This window comes from Aeromonas sp. MaB10011B (genome assembly GCF_017939325.1).
Classification (GTDB): Bacteria; Pseudomonadota; Gammaproteobacteria; order Enterobacterales; family Aeromonadaceae; genus Aeromonas; species Aeromonas caviae.
In genome coordinates, this window is sequence record NZ_JAGKRK010000072.1 from 58,568 (window position 1) to 74,014 (window position 15,447).

The 15,447-nt window shown below is 63.5% G+C and carries 16 protein-coding genes; 5 read left to right on the plus strand and 11 right to left on the minus strand.

Annotation, left to right across the window (positions count from 1 at the left end):
• Positions 1–28: 28 nt before the first annotated feature.
• The gene (locus J9893_RS14600) at positions 29–1,360 is read right to left on the minus strand and encodes an isochorismate synthase (protein WP_043154006.1); all 1,332 of its coding nucleotides are present in this window, start codon (positions 1,358–1,360) and stop codon (positions 29–31) included.
• Positions 1,361–1,570: 210 nt separating this feature from the next.
• On the opposite strand from J9893_RS14600, the gene J9893_RS14605 reads away from it, so the two are divergent.
• Positions 1,571–2,476 (plus strand): 1,4-dihydroxy-2-naphthoate polyprenyltransferase, encoded by a 906-nt coding sequence (locus J9893_RS14605; RefSeq protein WP_048208975.1) that lies wholly within the window; start codon positions 1,571–1,573, stop codon positions 2,474–2,476.
• A 206-nt stretch (positions 2,477–2,682) separates the two neighbouring features.
• Here J9893_RS14605 and J9893_RS14610 read toward each other — a convergent pair whose 3' ends face one another.
• Complete coding sequence (locus J9893_RS14610) at positions 2,683–4,077, minus strand: PepSY domain-containing protein (RefSeq protein ID WP_210599870.1); 1,395 nt, start codon at positions 4,075–4,077, stop codon at positions 2,683–2,685.
• A 255-nt stretch (positions 4,078–4,332) separates the two neighbouring features.
• Between J9893_RS14610 and J9893_RS14615 the strand changes: the two genes are divergently transcribed.
• Complete coding sequence (locus tag J9893_RS14615) at positions 4,333–4,755, plus strand: hypothetical protein (RefSeq protein ID WP_039039773.1); 423 nt, start codon at positions 4,333–4,335, stop codon at positions 4,753–4,755.
• Positions 4,756–4,764: 9 nt separating this feature from the next.
• Here the strand turns inward: J9893_RS14615 and J9893_RS14620 are convergent, their stop codons facing one another.
• Together J9893_RS14620 and dbpA are read right to left on the minus strand one after the other, a co-directional pair.
• Complete coding sequence (locus J9893_RS14620; RefSeq protein ID WP_039039772.1) at positions 4,765–5,055, minus strand: YkgJ family cysteine cluster protein; 291 nt, start codon at positions 5,053–5,055, stop codon at positions 4,765–4,767.
• Positions 5,056–5,141: 86 nt separating this feature from the next.
• Positions 5,142–6,521 carry an ATP-dependent RNA helicase DbpA gene (gene dbpA / locus J9893_RS14625; RefSeq protein WP_039039771.1) on the minus strand — a complete coding sequence of 460 codons (1,380 nt, stop codon included), beginning with the start codon at positions 6,519–6,521 and terminating at the stop codon, positions 5,142–5,144.
• 529 nt (positions 6,522–7,050) lie between these two features.
• Between dbpA and J9893_RS14630 the strand changes: the two genes are divergently transcribed.
• The gene (locus J9893_RS14630) at positions 7,051–8,256 is read left to right on the plus strand and encodes a nucleoside transporter C-terminal domain-containing protein (protein ID WP_010672751.1); all 1,206 of its coding nucleotides are present in this window, start codon (positions 7,051–7,053) and stop codon (positions 8,254–8,256) included.
• Positions 8,257–8,362: 106 nt separating this feature from the next.
• Here J9893_RS14630 and J9893_RS14635 read toward each other — a convergent pair whose 3' ends face one another.
• The 3 genes from J9893_RS14635 to J9893_RS14645 form a co-directional block, all read right to left on the minus strand.
• The gene (locus J9893_RS14635) at positions 8,363–8,920 is read right to left on the minus strand and encodes a cytochrome b/b6 domain-containing protein (RefSeq protein ID WP_103259422.1); all 558 of its coding nucleotides are present in this window, start codon (positions 8,918–8,920) and stop codon (positions 8,363–8,365) included.
• A gap of 48 nt (positions 8,921–8,968) precedes the next feature.
• On the minus strand, positions 8,969–9,238 hold the full coding sequence (locus J9893_RS14640; protein WP_010672753.1) for a PepSY domain-containing protein: 270 nt from the start codon (positions 9,236–9,238) through the stop codon (positions 8,969–8,971).
• A gap of 121 nt (positions 9,239–9,359) precedes the next feature.
• A complete protein-coding gene (locus tag J9893_RS14645) occupies positions 9,360–9,812 on the minus strand; it encodes a YaiI/YqxD family protein (protein ID WP_210599871.1) in 453 nt (150 codons plus the stop codon).
• Positions 9,813–9,943: 131 nt separating this feature from the next.
• On the opposite strand from J9893_RS14645, the gene zntB reads away from it, so the two are divergent.
• Both zntB and J9893_RS14655 read left to right on the plus strand, forming a co-directional pair.
• Positions 9,944–10,909, plus strand: coding sequence for a zinc transporter ZntB (zntB, locus tag J9893_RS14650; RefSeq protein ID WP_210599907.1), 966 nt, complete (start codon positions 9,944–9,946; stop codon positions 10,907–10,909).
• A gap of 9 nt (positions 10,910–10,918) precedes the next feature.
• The gene (locus J9893_RS14655) at positions 10,919–11,437 is read left to right on the plus strand and encodes a mechanosensitive ion channel domain-containing protein (RefSeq protein ID WP_039039767.1); all 519 of its coding nucleotides are present in this window, start codon (positions 10,919–10,921) and stop codon (positions 11,435–11,437) included.
• A 36-nt stretch (positions 11,438–11,473) separates the two neighbouring features.
• Here J9893_RS14655 and J9893_RS14660 read toward each other — a convergent pair whose 3' ends face one another.
• The 4 genes from J9893_RS14660 to J9893_RS14675 form a co-directional block, all read right to left on the minus strand.
• Positions 11,474–11,722, minus strand: coding sequence for a hypothetical protein (locus J9893_RS14660; RefSeq protein ID WP_010672757.1), 249 nt, complete (start codon positions 11,720–11,722; stop codon positions 11,474–11,476).
• A 69-nt stretch (positions 11,723–11,791) separates the two neighbouring features.
• Entirely contained in the window at positions 11,792–13,582 is a 1,791-nt protein-coding gene (locus tag J9893_RS14665; RefSeq protein ID WP_210599872.1) for a sodium:proton antiporter, read from the minus strand.
• Between the two features lie 94 nt (positions 13,583–13,676).
• Positions 13,677–14,198: an MltR family transcriptional regulator gene (locus J9893_RS14670; RefSeq protein ID WP_010672759.1), complete on the minus strand. Its 522-nt coding sequence runs from the start codon at positions 14,196–14,198 to the stop codon at positions 13,677–13,679.
• 97 nt (positions 14,199–14,295) lie between these two features.
• Positions 14,296–15,441 carry a mannitol-1-phosphate 5-dehydrogenase gene (locus J9893_RS14675; RefSeq protein WP_210599873.1) on the minus strand — a complete coding sequence of 382 codons (1,146 nt, stop codon included), beginning with the start codon at positions 15,439–15,441 and terminating at the stop codon, positions 14,296–14,298.
• Between the last annotated feature and the right edge of the window lie 6 nt (positions 15,442–15,447).

Genomic DNA, 15,447 nt, shown 5'->3' on the forward strand with positions numbered 1-15,447 from the left:
TCTCGCAGTGAGGAGTCGGTGAGAAACGCTATCCCAGCAGGGAGAGCACGTTGGCGATCTTGTTGTCGAGTTCGGCCCACTCGGCGGCGGGCTCCGATCCCGCCACTATGCCGGCACCGGCGAACAGGCTGATGCGCGGGCCCCTGATCCGGGCGCTGCGAATGGCGACGGAGAACTCCGAGGTCTCCCGGCTCAGCATGCCACAGGCACCGGCATACCAGCCGCGATCATGGGGCTCGCATTCACGGATGAAGGCGAGCGCCGCCTCGCGGGGGGCGCCCCCCACGGCGGGGGTGGGGTGCAGGGCAGCCAGCAGTTGCCAGTCGCAGACGCCGGGTTTGAGCTCGGCCTCGATGTCGCACTTGAGGTGTTGCAGCAGCCGCAATTTCAGAATGCGCGGCTCGGTCAGGGTGGCATCGGTGGTGAGGGGGGCCAGGCGGCTGAGAATGTCGGCGTGAACCAGCCGGTTCTCCAGCCGGTTCTTGCTGTCGGCCAGCAGCTCGGCGGCCAGGGCTGCGTCGGTCGCCTCATCCCCGGAACGGCGAATGGTGCCTGCCAGCGCCTCGGTAAAGAGGTGGCCCTTCTCCCGGCGGTAGAGGCGCTCGGGGGAGCAGGAGATGAAGCTCTGCTCGGGGGAGAACTGGAAGCCGAAGTGGAAGCACTCCTGGGCGTGGCGGGCCCACTGTGTCAGCAGGGACCAGGGGCAGAGGGGCGCATCGTGCGCCTCGCTCTGGAGCAGACTCTCCCGGGACAGTACCACCTTGGGGGTGCGGGCCTGGAAGTCGGGGGCCGTGACCTGCTCCACCAGGGTCTGCCACTGGGCAGGGCCCGGCAGGTCCTGGCGCTGCCATGGCCGCTTTTGCAGGGCGGGCAGGGGGGCCTCGGGTTGCAGGGCATCGAGCGCCGCCTCGGCGGCGCAGAGTTCGGCTTCGAATGCGTGACCCTCTTCCCGGGCGGGCAGCCAGAGATTGAGGCAGAGGCTGGTGCACTCCCCCCGGCGTACCAGTTCGATGCGGGGCAGCACGAAGCGGCAGGGGCCAAAACCCTGCCAGCCGGGCAGATCCGGGTCGAACGCCAGGCCACCGTAGTAGCGAGGGCTGTCTTCACTGGCCGTGCCGGCAAGGTCGCAGACCCGCTGGATATCCTCCGGCCGCGTCAGCTCGTGGATGGCGCCAAGCGCCACGTACTCCGGGCTCTGTTGCCCTCTGGCGTGCCAATAGATGCGGGGGTAGAGCGTCTGGGCCGCCAACCAGCCGGGAAAGACGTCGACGTGAGCGGCCACGCGCAGTCGCACGAAACCGCTGACAGTGCTGTGACGCAGGGCGTCCAGTTGTTGCTTGAGGTGGGTCTGAGCCAACATGGATGTCTAGTCTGAGCCGGATAATCGCGATCGCTCCGGGGGAGGATGGCGCAGGTTGATGCCAAAGGGCGACGATTTCCTATATATTATCTGCCCATTCGTCCATGTAAATTGCCCGGGGGAGCCGACGCCCCCGCGCAGCCAAGTATACCTAAATCCGGTTCGATAACCCTTAACACGATCAATATCTGATTGTTTGGCCATCACAATATGACAAATACCTTCTCTGTTTGGTTGCTGGCGGCGCGTTTGCGAACACTGCCCCTGGCGTGCTCCTCCATCTTGCTGGGCTCGGGGCTGGCAGCCAGCCGGGGAGCGTTCGACGGCACCATCATGGGGCTCTCCCTGCTGACCGCCATCCTGCTGCAAATTCTCTCCAATCTTGCCAACGACTATGGGGATGCGGTCTCCGGAGCCGACAACGGGGAGCGGATCGGTCCCCAGCGCGCCGTGGTTTCCGGCCTCATCACCCGGCACCAGATGTGTGTGGCAATGGGGCTGACCGCCCTGGCGGCCGTGGTGAGCGGCCTCTCCCTGCTGGTCTGCGCCTTCGGGGAGGCGTGGCAGCAGATCCTGACGTTCATCCTGCTGGGGGGAGCGGCCATCGTCGCGGCCATCACCTACACGGTGGGCAAGAGCCCCTACGGCTATCGCGGCTTCGGGGACATCTCGGTATTCCTGTTCTTCGGCCTGCTGGGGGTGCTCGGCTCCTACTACCTCTTCACCCATAGCCTGGAGTGGGACCTGTTGCTGCCCGCCACCGCCTGCGGCCTGCTGGCGACTGCCGTGCTCAACATCAACAACGTGCGGGACATCGAGACCGATGCCGCCAGCGGCAAGATCACCCTGGCGGTGCGCCTTGGCCGCAACCGGGCCATCGCCTATCACTGGGTCTTGCTGGGGGCGGCGCTGCTGGCGACCATCGCCTTCCTGCTGACTCAGCCTGCGAGCCTCTGGCCCTGGATCTTCCTGCCCGCCATGAAGCCCCTCACCGATGCCGCCCGCACCCTGCGAGAGAGTTTCGATGGCGAGGTGCTGACCGGCGCCCTCAAGAAGACCGCCATCAGCGCATTTCTGTTCAGCCTGCTGCTCTCTACCGGGCTGGCGCTCACCTGAGGCCGACGTGTTTGGCAATGAAAAGGGCTCCCGAACGGGAGCCCTTTTTGCTGATGTGTCGATGCGTTGTTGTTTCATCAGACCGATGTGATGATCGCCAGGGGAGGAGCATGCCGCCAGGCGAAGGATGGTGCCAGGTGATGCAGACGACGAGGGCCCCCGACAGGGAGCCCTCGTGTGCATGAGGCGGGCTTGCCCCTGACGGGTCAGCTTGCCTGGGCCACGGCCGTGCGGCGAGAGAAGAAGAGACAGTCCAGCAGCCAGATGGCAACCATGGAGGCCCCCACCAGCGGGAAGCAGATCCCGAGCACGACCAGCACCGCGATGGCACTGCCCATGGGAGGCAGCTTGGCGGGCAGGGGCGGGGCGGCGAGGCGACCACTGGGACGGCGGCTCCACCAGATCCAGAGCCCGCTCACCGAGCTTGCCAGAATCATCAGGCAGATGAGCAGCATGACGAGCTGGTGCGGCCAGCCGTAGAGCTTGCCCATGTGCAGCATGACGCCGGTTTCCACCGTCTTGGCGACCGGGCCGTAATCCTGCCAGCGCACGTCGACCAGCACCTTGCCGCTGTATTGGTCGATGTGCAGGGTGGCGTCGTTGCGGGGATCATCGGCAAAGATGGCGATGGTATAGACGCCGGTTTCACCGACCGGGGGGGTGATGCTGTAACCCGGGCTGACCCCACGCTCGTTGGCGATGTCGACCACCTGTTGCAGCGGAATGCGATGGCTGGCCATGACCATGCCCTCGTGTCCGCCGCCATGGGTCATGGCGCTGTGATCATGGCTCTCTGCCGTGGGTTGGGAGCTCGGCATGGGCAGGGTCTCGGCCCCCCAGGAGACGGTCTGTTCGTGAGCCTGGTTGAGGCTGCGGGTGAGGGGGGCCGACTTGGGCACCTCGTTCCACATGGCCGCAGGGAAGCGGTTCCAGACGTCGGCGAACTGGCCGCCCCAGAAACCGGTCCAGGTCATGCCCGTCAGCAGCAGCAGCAGCAGGAAACCCGCGCCCCAGAAGCCGACCACGGCGTGCAGGTCACGCCACCAGAGACGGCCGCGCTGGTGCATTCTCGGCCAGAGGATGCCTCCCACACCCGGTCCCTTGCGGGGCCACCAGAGATAGAGTCCGCTGACGAGGAGCACGATTCCCCAGCCTGCGGCCAGCTCGATCAGGCGATCACCCGTGGTGCCAAGCATCAGCTCCGCATGGAGAGCGCGCGCCACCGCCTGCAGGTTCCACTTGTTGTCCATGGTACCGAGCAGGGCGCCGTTCGCGGGATCCATGAAGAGGGTCAGCTCCTGCCCTTCACGCATCACGACTATCTGGGCGCTCGCGTCCGCTGCCACCGGGGGCAGGTATTTGCGCAGGCTGGCGTCCGGCATGGCGATGGTTGCCTTGGCCAGCAGCTGGTCGGCACTCAGGGTCTGGGTGGCGGGCGTCACCTTCATCAGCTGGGGGTAGAGCAGGTTGTCCAGCTGCGGCTTGAACAGGTAGACGATGCCGGTGAGGGAGAGCAGGATCAGGAAGGGGGCGACGAAGAGACCGGCATAGAAATGCCAGCGCCAGATCCGTTGGTAATAACTTGCGTCTTGTTGCTTCATCGTTGTTCCCTGGGTGAACGCCAAAAGGTTTCAGTAGGTGGAATGTTTTGAGTGGCGCGGATAATAGCAGCAACGTTTTGTTAACTACAACAGAACATGTCGAAGAAATGTACATTCCGCCACCAGGGTAAAAACGGGGGGTGAATGGCGCTTTCCGTTCACAATGCGGGGAGCTTCATGGACTTTTCGGGGAGAAATTCTTACTTTGTGGCAACACAGGGCATATCAGCCGCAGCGAAGGACTCAAGGCAGGAGGTGAACGTGCAAGCACACGGCCATTTTGAGATGCAGCGACAAGGGCAACTGCTGATCTGTCGGCCGAGCGGCCCTTTCAACCTGGCAGGCGCCATGGCCTATGAGGGCAAGTTCAGCCAGCAGATAAGCCGTTTGCAGGGAGCCCCCTGGGGCATCGTCGAGGTCGCGACCGAGTTCGAGGCCGCCGGCCCCGAGGTGCTGGCCCGTTTTCGTCGCCAGTTCAACTGGTGCGCCACCCATGGCTGCGCCTTTCTGGCGGTGGTCATGATCGGGGATTTCAAACGTTATCTGGCGGATCACGTCTTCAGCGAGCTTCCCTTTCAGGAGGTGCGCTATTTCGAGGAGGAAGCGCAGGCCATCCACTGGCTGACACAGCGCCTCGAGGGGCTGCAAGGCAAGGAGATCCACGTCAGCACGGGTTGAACACCCCGGTTACTCCAGCCTGATGAACCACTTGTCCCGCTCGTCGAGGCAGTCGGGCTCCCCCATCTCGAATTCACGGCAGATAAGCGGCCGCACCTCGTAGATGCGACACATCATGGTGTTGCGGTCGAGGGCGGCGCACCAGCCATCTTCCAGTCTGTGCATCACGGGCACTTCTCCTTCTCGCTCCTCGATATAGCGGTCTGGCACGCCGGTGTCGGTGAAGAGCATCACCTCGAGGCGGCAGCAGCAGGCTTCGCAGTTCTGGCAGCTCACATCGCTCTGGATTGCTTGGGTCATGTCACCTGTCTTGCCGCATGGCGGCGAATGATATGAAACAGGCGCCTGTCAGGCGCCTGTGGTCTGGCTGGGGCGTGTGAAATACCTTAGCCCAGTTTGCGGGCACGGTAGCTGCGCCCCTTGATCTTGCCTTCCTGCAACCGCTTGAGGGCGGCGCTCGCCACCTGGCGCTTCACCGCCACGTAGGAGTACTGCTCGGAAATCTGGATCTTGCCCACATCGGCCCCGGCAATGCCGCCTTCGCCGGTCAGGGCGCCGAGGATGTCACCGGCACGCACCTTGCTCTTGCGGCCTGCATCGATGGAGAGGGTCACCATCTGCGGCGCGATCGGCTTGATGTCGCGGCCGATCCCGGCCAGGTCGCCCTGGGGAATGGGGGCCTGCTGGTACTCCTCAATGAAGTTGACGCGCTGGGCCTCGTTCGGCTGGTAGAGACTCAGGGCCAGGCCCTGCTGGCCGGCGCGGCCGGTACGGCCGATGCGGTGCACGTGCACCTCGGGGTCGTAGGTCAGCTCGTAGTTGATGACGGCGCCCAGCTCCTTGATGTCGAGGCCGCGGGCCGCCACGTCGGTGGCGACCAGTATGGTGGCGCTGCCGTTGGCGAAGCGCACCAGCACCTGATCCCGCTCACGCTGTTCCAGGTCACCGTTCAGCGCCAGCGCCGAGAAGCCCTTGGCGGCCAGGTGATCGGCCACGTCGTTGCAGGCGCGCTTGGTGTTGCAGAACACCACGCAGGAGCCCGGTTGGTAGTGGCTGAGCAGCCAGGTGAGGGCATCGAGGCGCTGGCCGGCCGGCACTTCATACAGCTTCTGTTCGATGGCGCTCTCTTCATGCAGGGACTCCACGCTCACCTCCACCGGATTGCGCTGCACGCCGCGGCTCATCTGGGCGATCCCTTCCGGATAGGTGGCGGAGAAGAGCAAGGTTTGCCGGTCCCGCGGGGCGTGGCTGATGACCCGGTTGATGTCTTCACCAAAGCCCATGTCCAGCATGCGATCCGCTTCGTCCAGCACCAGCGTCTTGAGGTCGTCGAGCTCAAGGGTGCCCTGCTCCAGGTGCTTGAGGATCCGGCCCGGGGTGCCGACGGCGATGTGGGCGCCAAAGCCCAGGGTGGCGGATTGCGGTGCGGTCGGGGTGCCGCCGCACAGGGTCACCAGCTTGACGTTGGGCAGGGTACGGGCAAGACGGCGGATCTCGGTGGCCACCTGATCCGCCAGCTCGCGGGTCGGACAGAGCACCAGCGCCTGCACGGCCAGCCGGTTGACGTCCAGCTTGGCCAGCAGACCCAGGCCGAAGGCCGCGGTCTTGCCGCTGCCGGTTTTCGCCTTGGCGATCAAATCTTTGCCGTCGAGCACCAGGGGCAGGCTCTGGGCCTGGATCGGGGTCATCTGCAGATAGCCCAGGCTGGCGAGGTTGTCCTGCAGGGCGGAGGAGAGGTTCAGGCTGCTAAATTCGCTGTTGTTCACAAAAGGACTCTATGTCGGAAAACCAGAAATGGGGGTGCGCGGTGCGCAAGGGGGCGCATCATACCAGAATGTGCCGCCGGATGCGGTGAATATTTGAACGGTTGGCGTCATAGGTTGCCGATGGAGGCTTCTGTCTGCGTTGGTGGGCTTGCGGTATGTAAAAAGAGCACAATGGAGCAGGGGGTGGTCATGGCCAGATCATGATGAATGGCGAGAAAACGTTTTTAATTAAACATGCCCTGGTGATGATGAGTCATCGGAGGATGCCATATGGGATATAGCCGTGATGAAATATATATACGAATGAGGAATAAAATTAATGAAAGAGTATAACTTATTGTTTTTGATTTATTTTTAAGCTTTTTCAATGACGATTAATAATCATATATCTTGGCAATTAATTTAAAAACGTTTGTATTATTCCGCATGCATATTTTTACCGCGGATTGTGATGATTCTCTGATTTTTAAATATGCAGTTCTTTATGATGGCGCCGGTCAAAAATAACAATTCAATGGGTGCTACTGGTATGGAATACGTTCATTTCGTGCTCGGACTCGTGATGGTCCTGGCATTGGCGTTGCTGGCAAACCGCCGCAACTGGAAACAGATCAAGCTGCGTTACATCGGCCAGCTGCTGGTGGTCGAGCTGGCGCTCGCCTGGTTCATGCTCAACTCCGAAGTGGGTCTGGCGGTGGTGGGTGGCTTTGCAGCCGGCTTCACCAAGCTGATGGAGTTTGCCAAGCAGGGGACCGACTTCGTGTTCGGCGGTCTGGTCAACGAAGGGGCTTTCTCCTTCTTCCTGATGGTGCTGATGCCCATCGTCTTCATCTCCGTGTTGATCGGCATTTTGCAGTACATCCGTCTGCTGCCCATCGTCATTCGTGGCATCGGCACCGTGCTGGCCAAGATCAACGGCATGGGCAAGCTGGAGTCCTTCAACGCCATCAGCTCCATGATCGTCGGTCAGTCCGAGAACTTCATCGCCCTCAAGAACATACTGCCGCACCTGAACGAGAAGCAGATGTACACCCTGGCGGCGACGGCCATGTCCACCGTCTCCATGTCCATCGTCGGTGCCTACATGCAGCTGATCGAGCCGCGCTACGTGGTGGCCGCGCTGGTGCTCAACATGTTCAGCACCTTCGTGGTGCTCTCCCTCATCAACCCCTACGAGCCCGACAATACCGTGACCGATGCCAAGGCGCTGGCCGAGGGTGACGAGCACCACACGCCGAAGAAGGAGAACTTCTTCGAGATGCTGGGGGAATACATCATGGCCGGTTTCACCGTGGCGGTGATCGTCGGTGCCATGCTGGTGGGCTTCATCGCCCTGATCGCCCTCATCAACTACCTGTTCGAGGCGGCGTTCGGCGTCAACTTCCAGCACGTCATGGGCTACATCTTCTATCCCGTTGCCTGGATCCTGGGCATCCCGGGCAGTGAAGCGCTGCAGGCCGGCTCCATCATGGCGACCAAGCTGGTGACCAACGAGTTCGTGGCCATGATGGATCTGGGCAAGATTGCCGCCGAGCTCTCCCCGCGCACCGTCGGCATCCTCTCCATCTTCATGGTGTCGTTCGCCAACTTCAGCTCCATCGGCATCATTGCCGGTGCGGTGAAGGCGCTCAACGAAGAGAAGGGCAACATGGTTTCCCGCTTCGGCCTGAAGCTGGTCTATGGCTCCACTCTGGTGAGCCTGCTCTCCGCCGTTATCGCCGGTGTGATGATCTAGGTCCTCCCCCCGCGCTGCTCATGACGACCCCCTGCCTTGGCAGGGGGTCTTTTTTTGGGCAGATGAGCGGGTGAACTGAGGAGGGGACTGGTCGGCAGCCCGGCCATCAAGCGCGGGGGTCTTCCACCTTGATGTTGGCGGGGACCCGCTTCTTGCCCAGCACCATGGCGCGGACCAAATCGCTGCGGGTGAGGCGATCGGTCAGGAGTACCACGGCCGCATGGACGCCAACGGCGGCCATCAGGGTGTTGGCGATGATGCCGTGCAGCTCCTCCAGCCACTCCTCGCCCCAGAAGGCATCCCAGGTGGTGAGCCAGCCGGTGACGACGGTCCCGACCAGGGACAGCAGCAGCAGCCAGATCATCAGGGAGCCGACCGGATTGTGGCCGAGGTAGTAGGGGTGGCGCCCCTGGGCGAGCTGGCGCAGGTAGTAGCGGACCCGGGCAGGGGTTGGCCACCACTGGCCGAAGCGGGCGTAATAGGGGCCGATCAGCCCCCACAGCAGGCGGATGATGAGCAGGATGCCCACCGCGTAGCCAGCATATCTGTGGGGTTTGCTGCCCTCTTCCAGCACGAAGAAGTTGAGCAGGCAGAGGGTGACGGTCGCCCAGTGAAACACCCGGATGAGGGGATCCCAGACTTTCACTTCAGAGGCAGGTGTCATGGCAAGGCTCCATGGTGGGGGCCGGGGGAAGACCGGCCCGGGGCGGCGTTACTCGTCGATCTCTTCTTTCACCTTTTTCAGGTCAGTCGGGTCGAAGTAGATCTCGACCTTGCGCTTCTCCTTGTCCCAGCCGTAGATCTCGTAGCAGCCGGTCTTGGTGGCCTTGAACTTCTTGATGTCGTAGCCCATCGCCTTGATCTGCTGCTGGGCGTCGGCTTCGCTCATCCACTTGCTCTTGTCGGCCTGTGTGCATTGTGGGTCGGCCAGGGCTGCGCCGCTCAACAGGGGGATCAGTAACAACAGGGGGGTCAGTTTCATTGCTTGCTCCTTGCGGGTGGTTGGGTCAACAGTCGCAAGGCTAATCAAGGCGCATTAAGGAAGAATTAAGGGAAAAGGGAAATGAATGGCTCTCCCCGGCGGTGGGCCGGGGAGAGGGTGATCAGCTCAGCTTGCCCCTGACCAGCCACTTGTCCAGCGCATTGGCGAAGCGCTGCTTGTCGGCGGCGTTGAAGGGTGCAGGGCCACCGGTCTGGACGCCGGCAGAGCGCAGCTCCTCCATGAAGTTGCGCATCCCGAGCCGTGCCTGGATGGTCTCCCGGGTGTAGATCTCGCCCCGGGGATTGAGCGCCTCGCCCCCGGCGTCGATGACCCAGGAGGCGAGGGGAATGTCGCCGGTGATCACCAGGTCGCCGGGCTTGACCTGCTGGGCGATGACATGATCTGCCACATCGAAGCCCTTCTCCACCTGCTGGGTCTTGATGAAGGGGGAAAGGGGGACTCTGAGCCCCTGGTTGGCCACTAGCGTGGTCACCACCTGGGCGCGGTGGGCGGCGCGGTAGAGGATCTCCTTGACCGGGATGGGGCAGGCATCGGCATCAACCCAGATGGGCATGGCATGGCTTCCTGTGTCTGGAACGGGTGGCGCATCTTAGCATGGCTGGTGCGGGGCGGCTGCCCCGGGGCTGAGTCGTCCCCGCCTTTGGTGTAAGCTGGGGCCTGCACATGAAACGAGAAGGAGACGAGATGGATCGGGTGCCCGGTGACGTGATTTATGGCCTGACCCTGGACGGCAAGGGGGGCATGACCCCGCTGGCCGAAGGTAGCGAGATCCCCGGTGCCCAGCCCGGCTGGCTGCATCTGGACTACGGCAACCCGGAGTCGGCGCGCTGGCTGCTGCAGACGCCGCTGCTGGGGGAGGCGGCCCGGGAGGCCCTGCTCGGCCAGAGCAATCGTCCCAAGCTGGTGCGGATGGGGGAGACGGTGCTGCTGATCCTGCGCGGCATCAACCACAACAAGGATCACAGGCCTGAAGAGATGGTGGCCCTGCGGATCTTCATCACGCCGGATCTCATCATCAGCAGCCGACGTCGTCCGCTGCTCTCCGAGAAAGATGTGTTCGAGCAGCTGTCGCTGGGGGGCGGTGCCGACACACCCGCCGACTGGCTGGTGGAGATATGCGACGCCCTGACCGACCGGGCCGGGGAGTTCGTCGAGGAGCTGCATGACCAGATCCTGGATCTGGAGGAGATGGTGCTGATGCGCGACCTGCCCGCCAACGGTCGGCTTGCGCGCATCCGCAAGCAGCTCATCATGATCCGTCGCTACCTCTCCCCCCAGCGGGATCTGGTGGCGCGCCTGGCCAACGAGAAGATCAGCTGGCTGGACGAAGATGACAGGCGACGCCTGCTCGACATCGCCGACCGCTTGCGGCGCTGGCTCGACGATCTGGATGCCGGGGTGGCGCGCACCGCCGTGCTGGCGGACGAGATCAACAACCTGATGGCGGAGGCGACCAACCGCCGCGCCTACCAGATGTCGGTGATGGCGCTGCTGTTCCTGCCCGCCAGCTTCCTGACCGGCCTGTTCGGCATCAACCTGGGGGGGATCCCTGGGGCCGAGAGTCCGACCGCCTTCTGGGTGTTCTGTGGCTTCCTGCTGGTGCTGGCGGCCGGACTGGCGGTCTGGCTCAAGCACAGGCGCTGGTGGTAAGGAGTGAACATGACGACATGGGAATCTTTTGGCGTGACCCTGCTGCTGTTGCTGGGGCACACCCTGGTGCGCGGCCTCATTCACAAGAGCCTGATGGCCCTTGGCCAGAGCCGGCAGGTGAGCGAGAACCGGGTACTCTACGTGGAGCACGTATTCCACTTCCTGCTGGGCTGCGCCACCCTGCTGATCCTGGCCGGGGTCTGGGGGCTCGACTTCTCCCGGCTGGTGGTGCTCGCCTCCTCCTTCTTCGCGGTACTGGGGGTCGCCATGGTGGCCCAGTGGTCGATCCTCTCCAACATCACCGCCAGTATCACCATCTTCTTCGCCTTCCCCTACAAGATTGGCGATCGCATCCGCATCCTCGACAAGGATGACTCCGTCACCGGCATCATCACCGAGATCGGCCTCTTCTACGTGCGGGTGCGGGATGACAACGGCGATCTGGTCACCTATCCGGCGAACCTTATTCTGCAAAAGCCGGTGAGGCGGCTGGAGGGAAAGGAGGCTGAGTCCACGCAGCCGGAATGAGAAAAGGCTCCCTCGGGAGCCTTTTTCGATGGCTGTTCAGCGTTCGAAGAAGCGGTAGAGGTGCTCGACCTGGACGGGGCAGTCGGCCACCAGGTGGATGTGGTCCCGTGCCTCCTCGGTGGACGAGAAGCTCATGGGGCACCCCAGGGTGTCCGTCATCACGTAGAGGTGGCCGTCCTGCCCCCTGAACTCCACGATCCAGCCGGGGGAGACGATGTCGTGCATGATCTCCGCCTCCTTGAACCTGTGCTGCTGGTGAAGCGCGCGCAATTCACTGACTGTCATGACACCCTCCTATGACTCATGGCGCCACCCTCAAGTCTAGTTCTCCTTCCCGGTGGCGCCGTCATTGGATCAGGGCGCCGTCGCCCCCTCCCGGGGTGGTTGCAGGGCGATCAGCAGCTCCCCGGACAGCGGCGTGACAGGGCCGGTGACCACCCTGGGTCTGGCCTTGGCATCCAGCACGAACAGAGGAATGGCGCCGGGATTGGCCTCCTGATACTGGTCCCAGTCGAAGGTGTCGCTCAGGCGGGTCGCCTTGATCTGCCCGCCCCGGCTCAGCAGGCCACTCAGCCTGGCGAAGTTGATGTCGGCACCGAACAGGTTCTGGCGGGCACGGAAGGTGGCGCTCTCCCGGTTGGCCTTGCCGTGATGTTCGCTGGAACGCAGGGAGTGGACCTTCTCCTCTCCGTAGAGGTGGGCGAAGTGCAGCACCCCGAGGGCGTTGTTGTGGCGGCTGGGAGAGAGCGCCAGCACGGTGCTGATGCTGGTGAGGGGCAGGTGCCGCTCGGCGTGCTCCGACTGGGGGTTGCCGAAGTAGCAGGGCAGGCCGCTCATGCGGGCCAGCTTGCAGTGCTCCCAGGCAGGATCGGAGAGCTGCACCGGGATCCCCTGATCCGCCAGCGCCTTGCCGATGGCCCGGGCCACCGAGTTGGCGCCGATGAGCAGCCAGACATTGGGGGCGCTCTGACGCATGTCGAGCAATCTGGCCAATGGCGTGGCCGTCAGGCTCTGCAGCACCACGGTGAAGATGATGACCGCAAACACCAGGGGCACCAGCTTGTCGGCATCCTGGATGCCGGCCTCGTGCATGCTGATGGCGAAGGAGGCGCTGACCGCCGCCGCCACTATGCCCCGGGGGGCTATCCAGGCGAGCAGGGCGCGGGCGCGCCAGGGCAGTTCCGACCCCCGGGTCGAGACCAGGATGCAGAGCGGGCGGGCCACGAACTGCACCACGCACAGCAGGGCCAGCACCATGGGGCCGAGCTGCCAGAGTTGGACCAGATCGAGGCGGGCCGCCAGCAGGATGAAGAGGGAGGAGATGAGAATGACGGCGAGATCCTCCTTGAAGGCCAGCACCTCCTCCAGATCCAGCCCCTCCTGGTTGGCGAGCCAGATGCCGAACACGGTCACCGCCAGCAGGCCGGATTCGTGACTGAGCCAGTCAGACAGGGTGAAGGTCACCAGCACCAGCGCCAGTACCCCGAACTTGTGCAGGCTGACCGGCAGCCAGTCCTTGCGGATGAGCAGGGTGGTGAGCCAGCCGGCACCGACCCCGATGAGCGACCCCACTCCCACCGTCTTGGCCAGGGCCAGCAGGGTATGACCGACCAGATCCCCCTGGCTGCCGAGGCGCACCGCCTCGAACACCAGTACCGCGAACAGGGCGCCGATGGGGTCGATGACGATCCCCTCCCAACGCAGGATCTTGTCCACCTCCCGGACCGGGCGGATCACGTTGAGCATGGGGGCGATCACCGTGGGGCCGGTCACCACCAGCACGGCGCCGAGCACCATGGCGACCCGCCAGTCCAGCCCAAGCAGGAAGTAGCTGGCGGCGCCGATGACGGCAAAGCTGGTCACCATGCCGGTGGAGCAGAGGTTGCGTACCACCTTGCCGATCCCCTTGAGTTCGGTCAGGTGCAGGGTCAGCGCCCCTTCAAACAGAATGATGGCGACCGAGAGGGAGACCAGGGGAAACAGCAGATCCCCCAGCAACTGATCGGGATCGAGCAGACCGGTCACCGGGCCGAGCAAGAGGCCGCTCAGCAGCAGGAACAAAATGGCGGGAACGCGCACGGACCAGGCAAGCCATTGGGCGAGCAGGGAGATGAGGGCTATTCCGGCGAGGGAGAGAGCAATCATGCCAACCTCGTACAGGTGATGGGGTTGGACCTAGTGTAGCGGGGAAGGGGGGCAAGATGACACCCGCCAGGCGTGCAGGGGAGAGCCGCTCAGATCAGATGGGGCTCTCTTTGTGGAGTTCGGTGACGCAATCGGTCACCGCCAGCACCAGGGCGGAGCGTACCATCTGATCGAGCCGGTTGAGCTGCATCTGGTAGAGGGGCCAGTCCTCCTCGTTGGCCGGGGGATCCTGCGGCATCATGCTGCCCTGCTGGATGGCATTCAGGCGCTCGAGCAGATCGCGGACCGGCTTGTCGCTGAAGCGGTAATCCTTGGGGTCGCGTACCAGAAAGTCGCGGATCTTCAGGTATGCCTCGAGATCCTGATAGCGCTCGAGGGAGATGAGGCCGAGGGCGAAGATGAGCTTGAGGCGCACCTCCAGCTGGCCGAGGGGTCCGCTCTGGTTGAGCAGGGGTTCGATGGCGTATTTGACGGCATACTCCTCCTGACGAAAGGCTCGCCGCATCAGGGAGTCGACCGCCTCTTCCAGGATGGTCACGACCTCGAGAAAGAAGCCGCGGGGGCCATCCTGCTCGTTCAGTCGCTCCAGTACTTCATCTTCCTGGTGTGTGGTCATAAGTGCTTCGGGTCCGGCTGACAGGGGGAGAGCAGGCCCTCCCCCGGTTTGTATCGTATGGGGTCCGTCACGGGCGGTGTGACGCCACCCCATCAGGTCACTTCAAGTTGTTGTAACGGGCGACGATGGTGCGTACCACATCGCTGTGCTCATCCAGGCCGGTGACGCGGGCCAGGGTCCGTGCCGGACCAAGTTCCGCCAGCATGGCCTGCAGCTCCACCGCCTGGGGATCGTCCTCATTGCGGTAATGCAGTGCGGCGGCGATGCCCTCCTGCAGGTGATCGCTCGGCAGGCCGTACTCCAGGGTGCCGAGCAGCGGCTTCACCAGCCTGTCCCCCGCCGCCAGCTTGCGCAGCGGCTGGCGACCGACCCGGTCAATCTCGTCCACCAGATAGAGGTTGGCGAAGCGGGAGAGGATCTTCTCGATGTAGGCGGCGTGCAGGCGCGGGTCGAAGCCGTAGCGTTTCACCAGCACGGCCCCGCTCTCCTCCATGGCGCGGCGCACCTTGCTGCGGATCAGCGGATCCTCGATCGCCTCGCGCACGGTGCGATAGCCCCTGAGCTTGCCGAGGTAGGCGGTGACGATGTGGCCGGTGTTGAGGGTGAACAGCTTGCGCTCGACGAAGGCCATCAGGTTGTCGGTGGGCTCCATGCCCGCCACCTGGGGCATCTCCCCCTTGAACTGGGTCCGATCGACGATCCACTCGCTGAAGCTCTCCACCGTCACCTCCAGGGGATCGTCGTTCGCCGCGGCGGGCGGAACGATGCGATCCACCGCCGAGTCGACGAAGCCGACGCACTGCTCGAGGGTGGCATGATACGCGACCGGCAGGTACTTGAGTACCTCCTCCTTGAGGTGGCTGGTGCCGCGCACCATGTTCTCGCAGGCGATGACGTTGAGGGGAGTCAGGTTGCCGGCATCGAAGCGGGCCTGCAGCCCCTTGGCCAGGGTGCTGGCAATCTTGTCCAGGATGTTGGGGCCGACCGCCGTGGTGACCAGATCGGCGGTGATGATACGGGCGATCACCTCGTGTCCGGCCGAGCTGACGGCGGCAACGTTGCGCACCACATCCAGCTTCTGATCCGTGCCCACCACGTGCACCTTGTACTCCTGGCGGTGGTTGAGCTGGTCGATCAGGGTCTCGTTGATGTCGGCGAAGGTGACCTGATGGCTGGCGTCAGCCAGCAGTTTGCCGATGAAGCCCCGACCGATGTTACCGGCACCAAAATGCAATGTTTTCATGATATT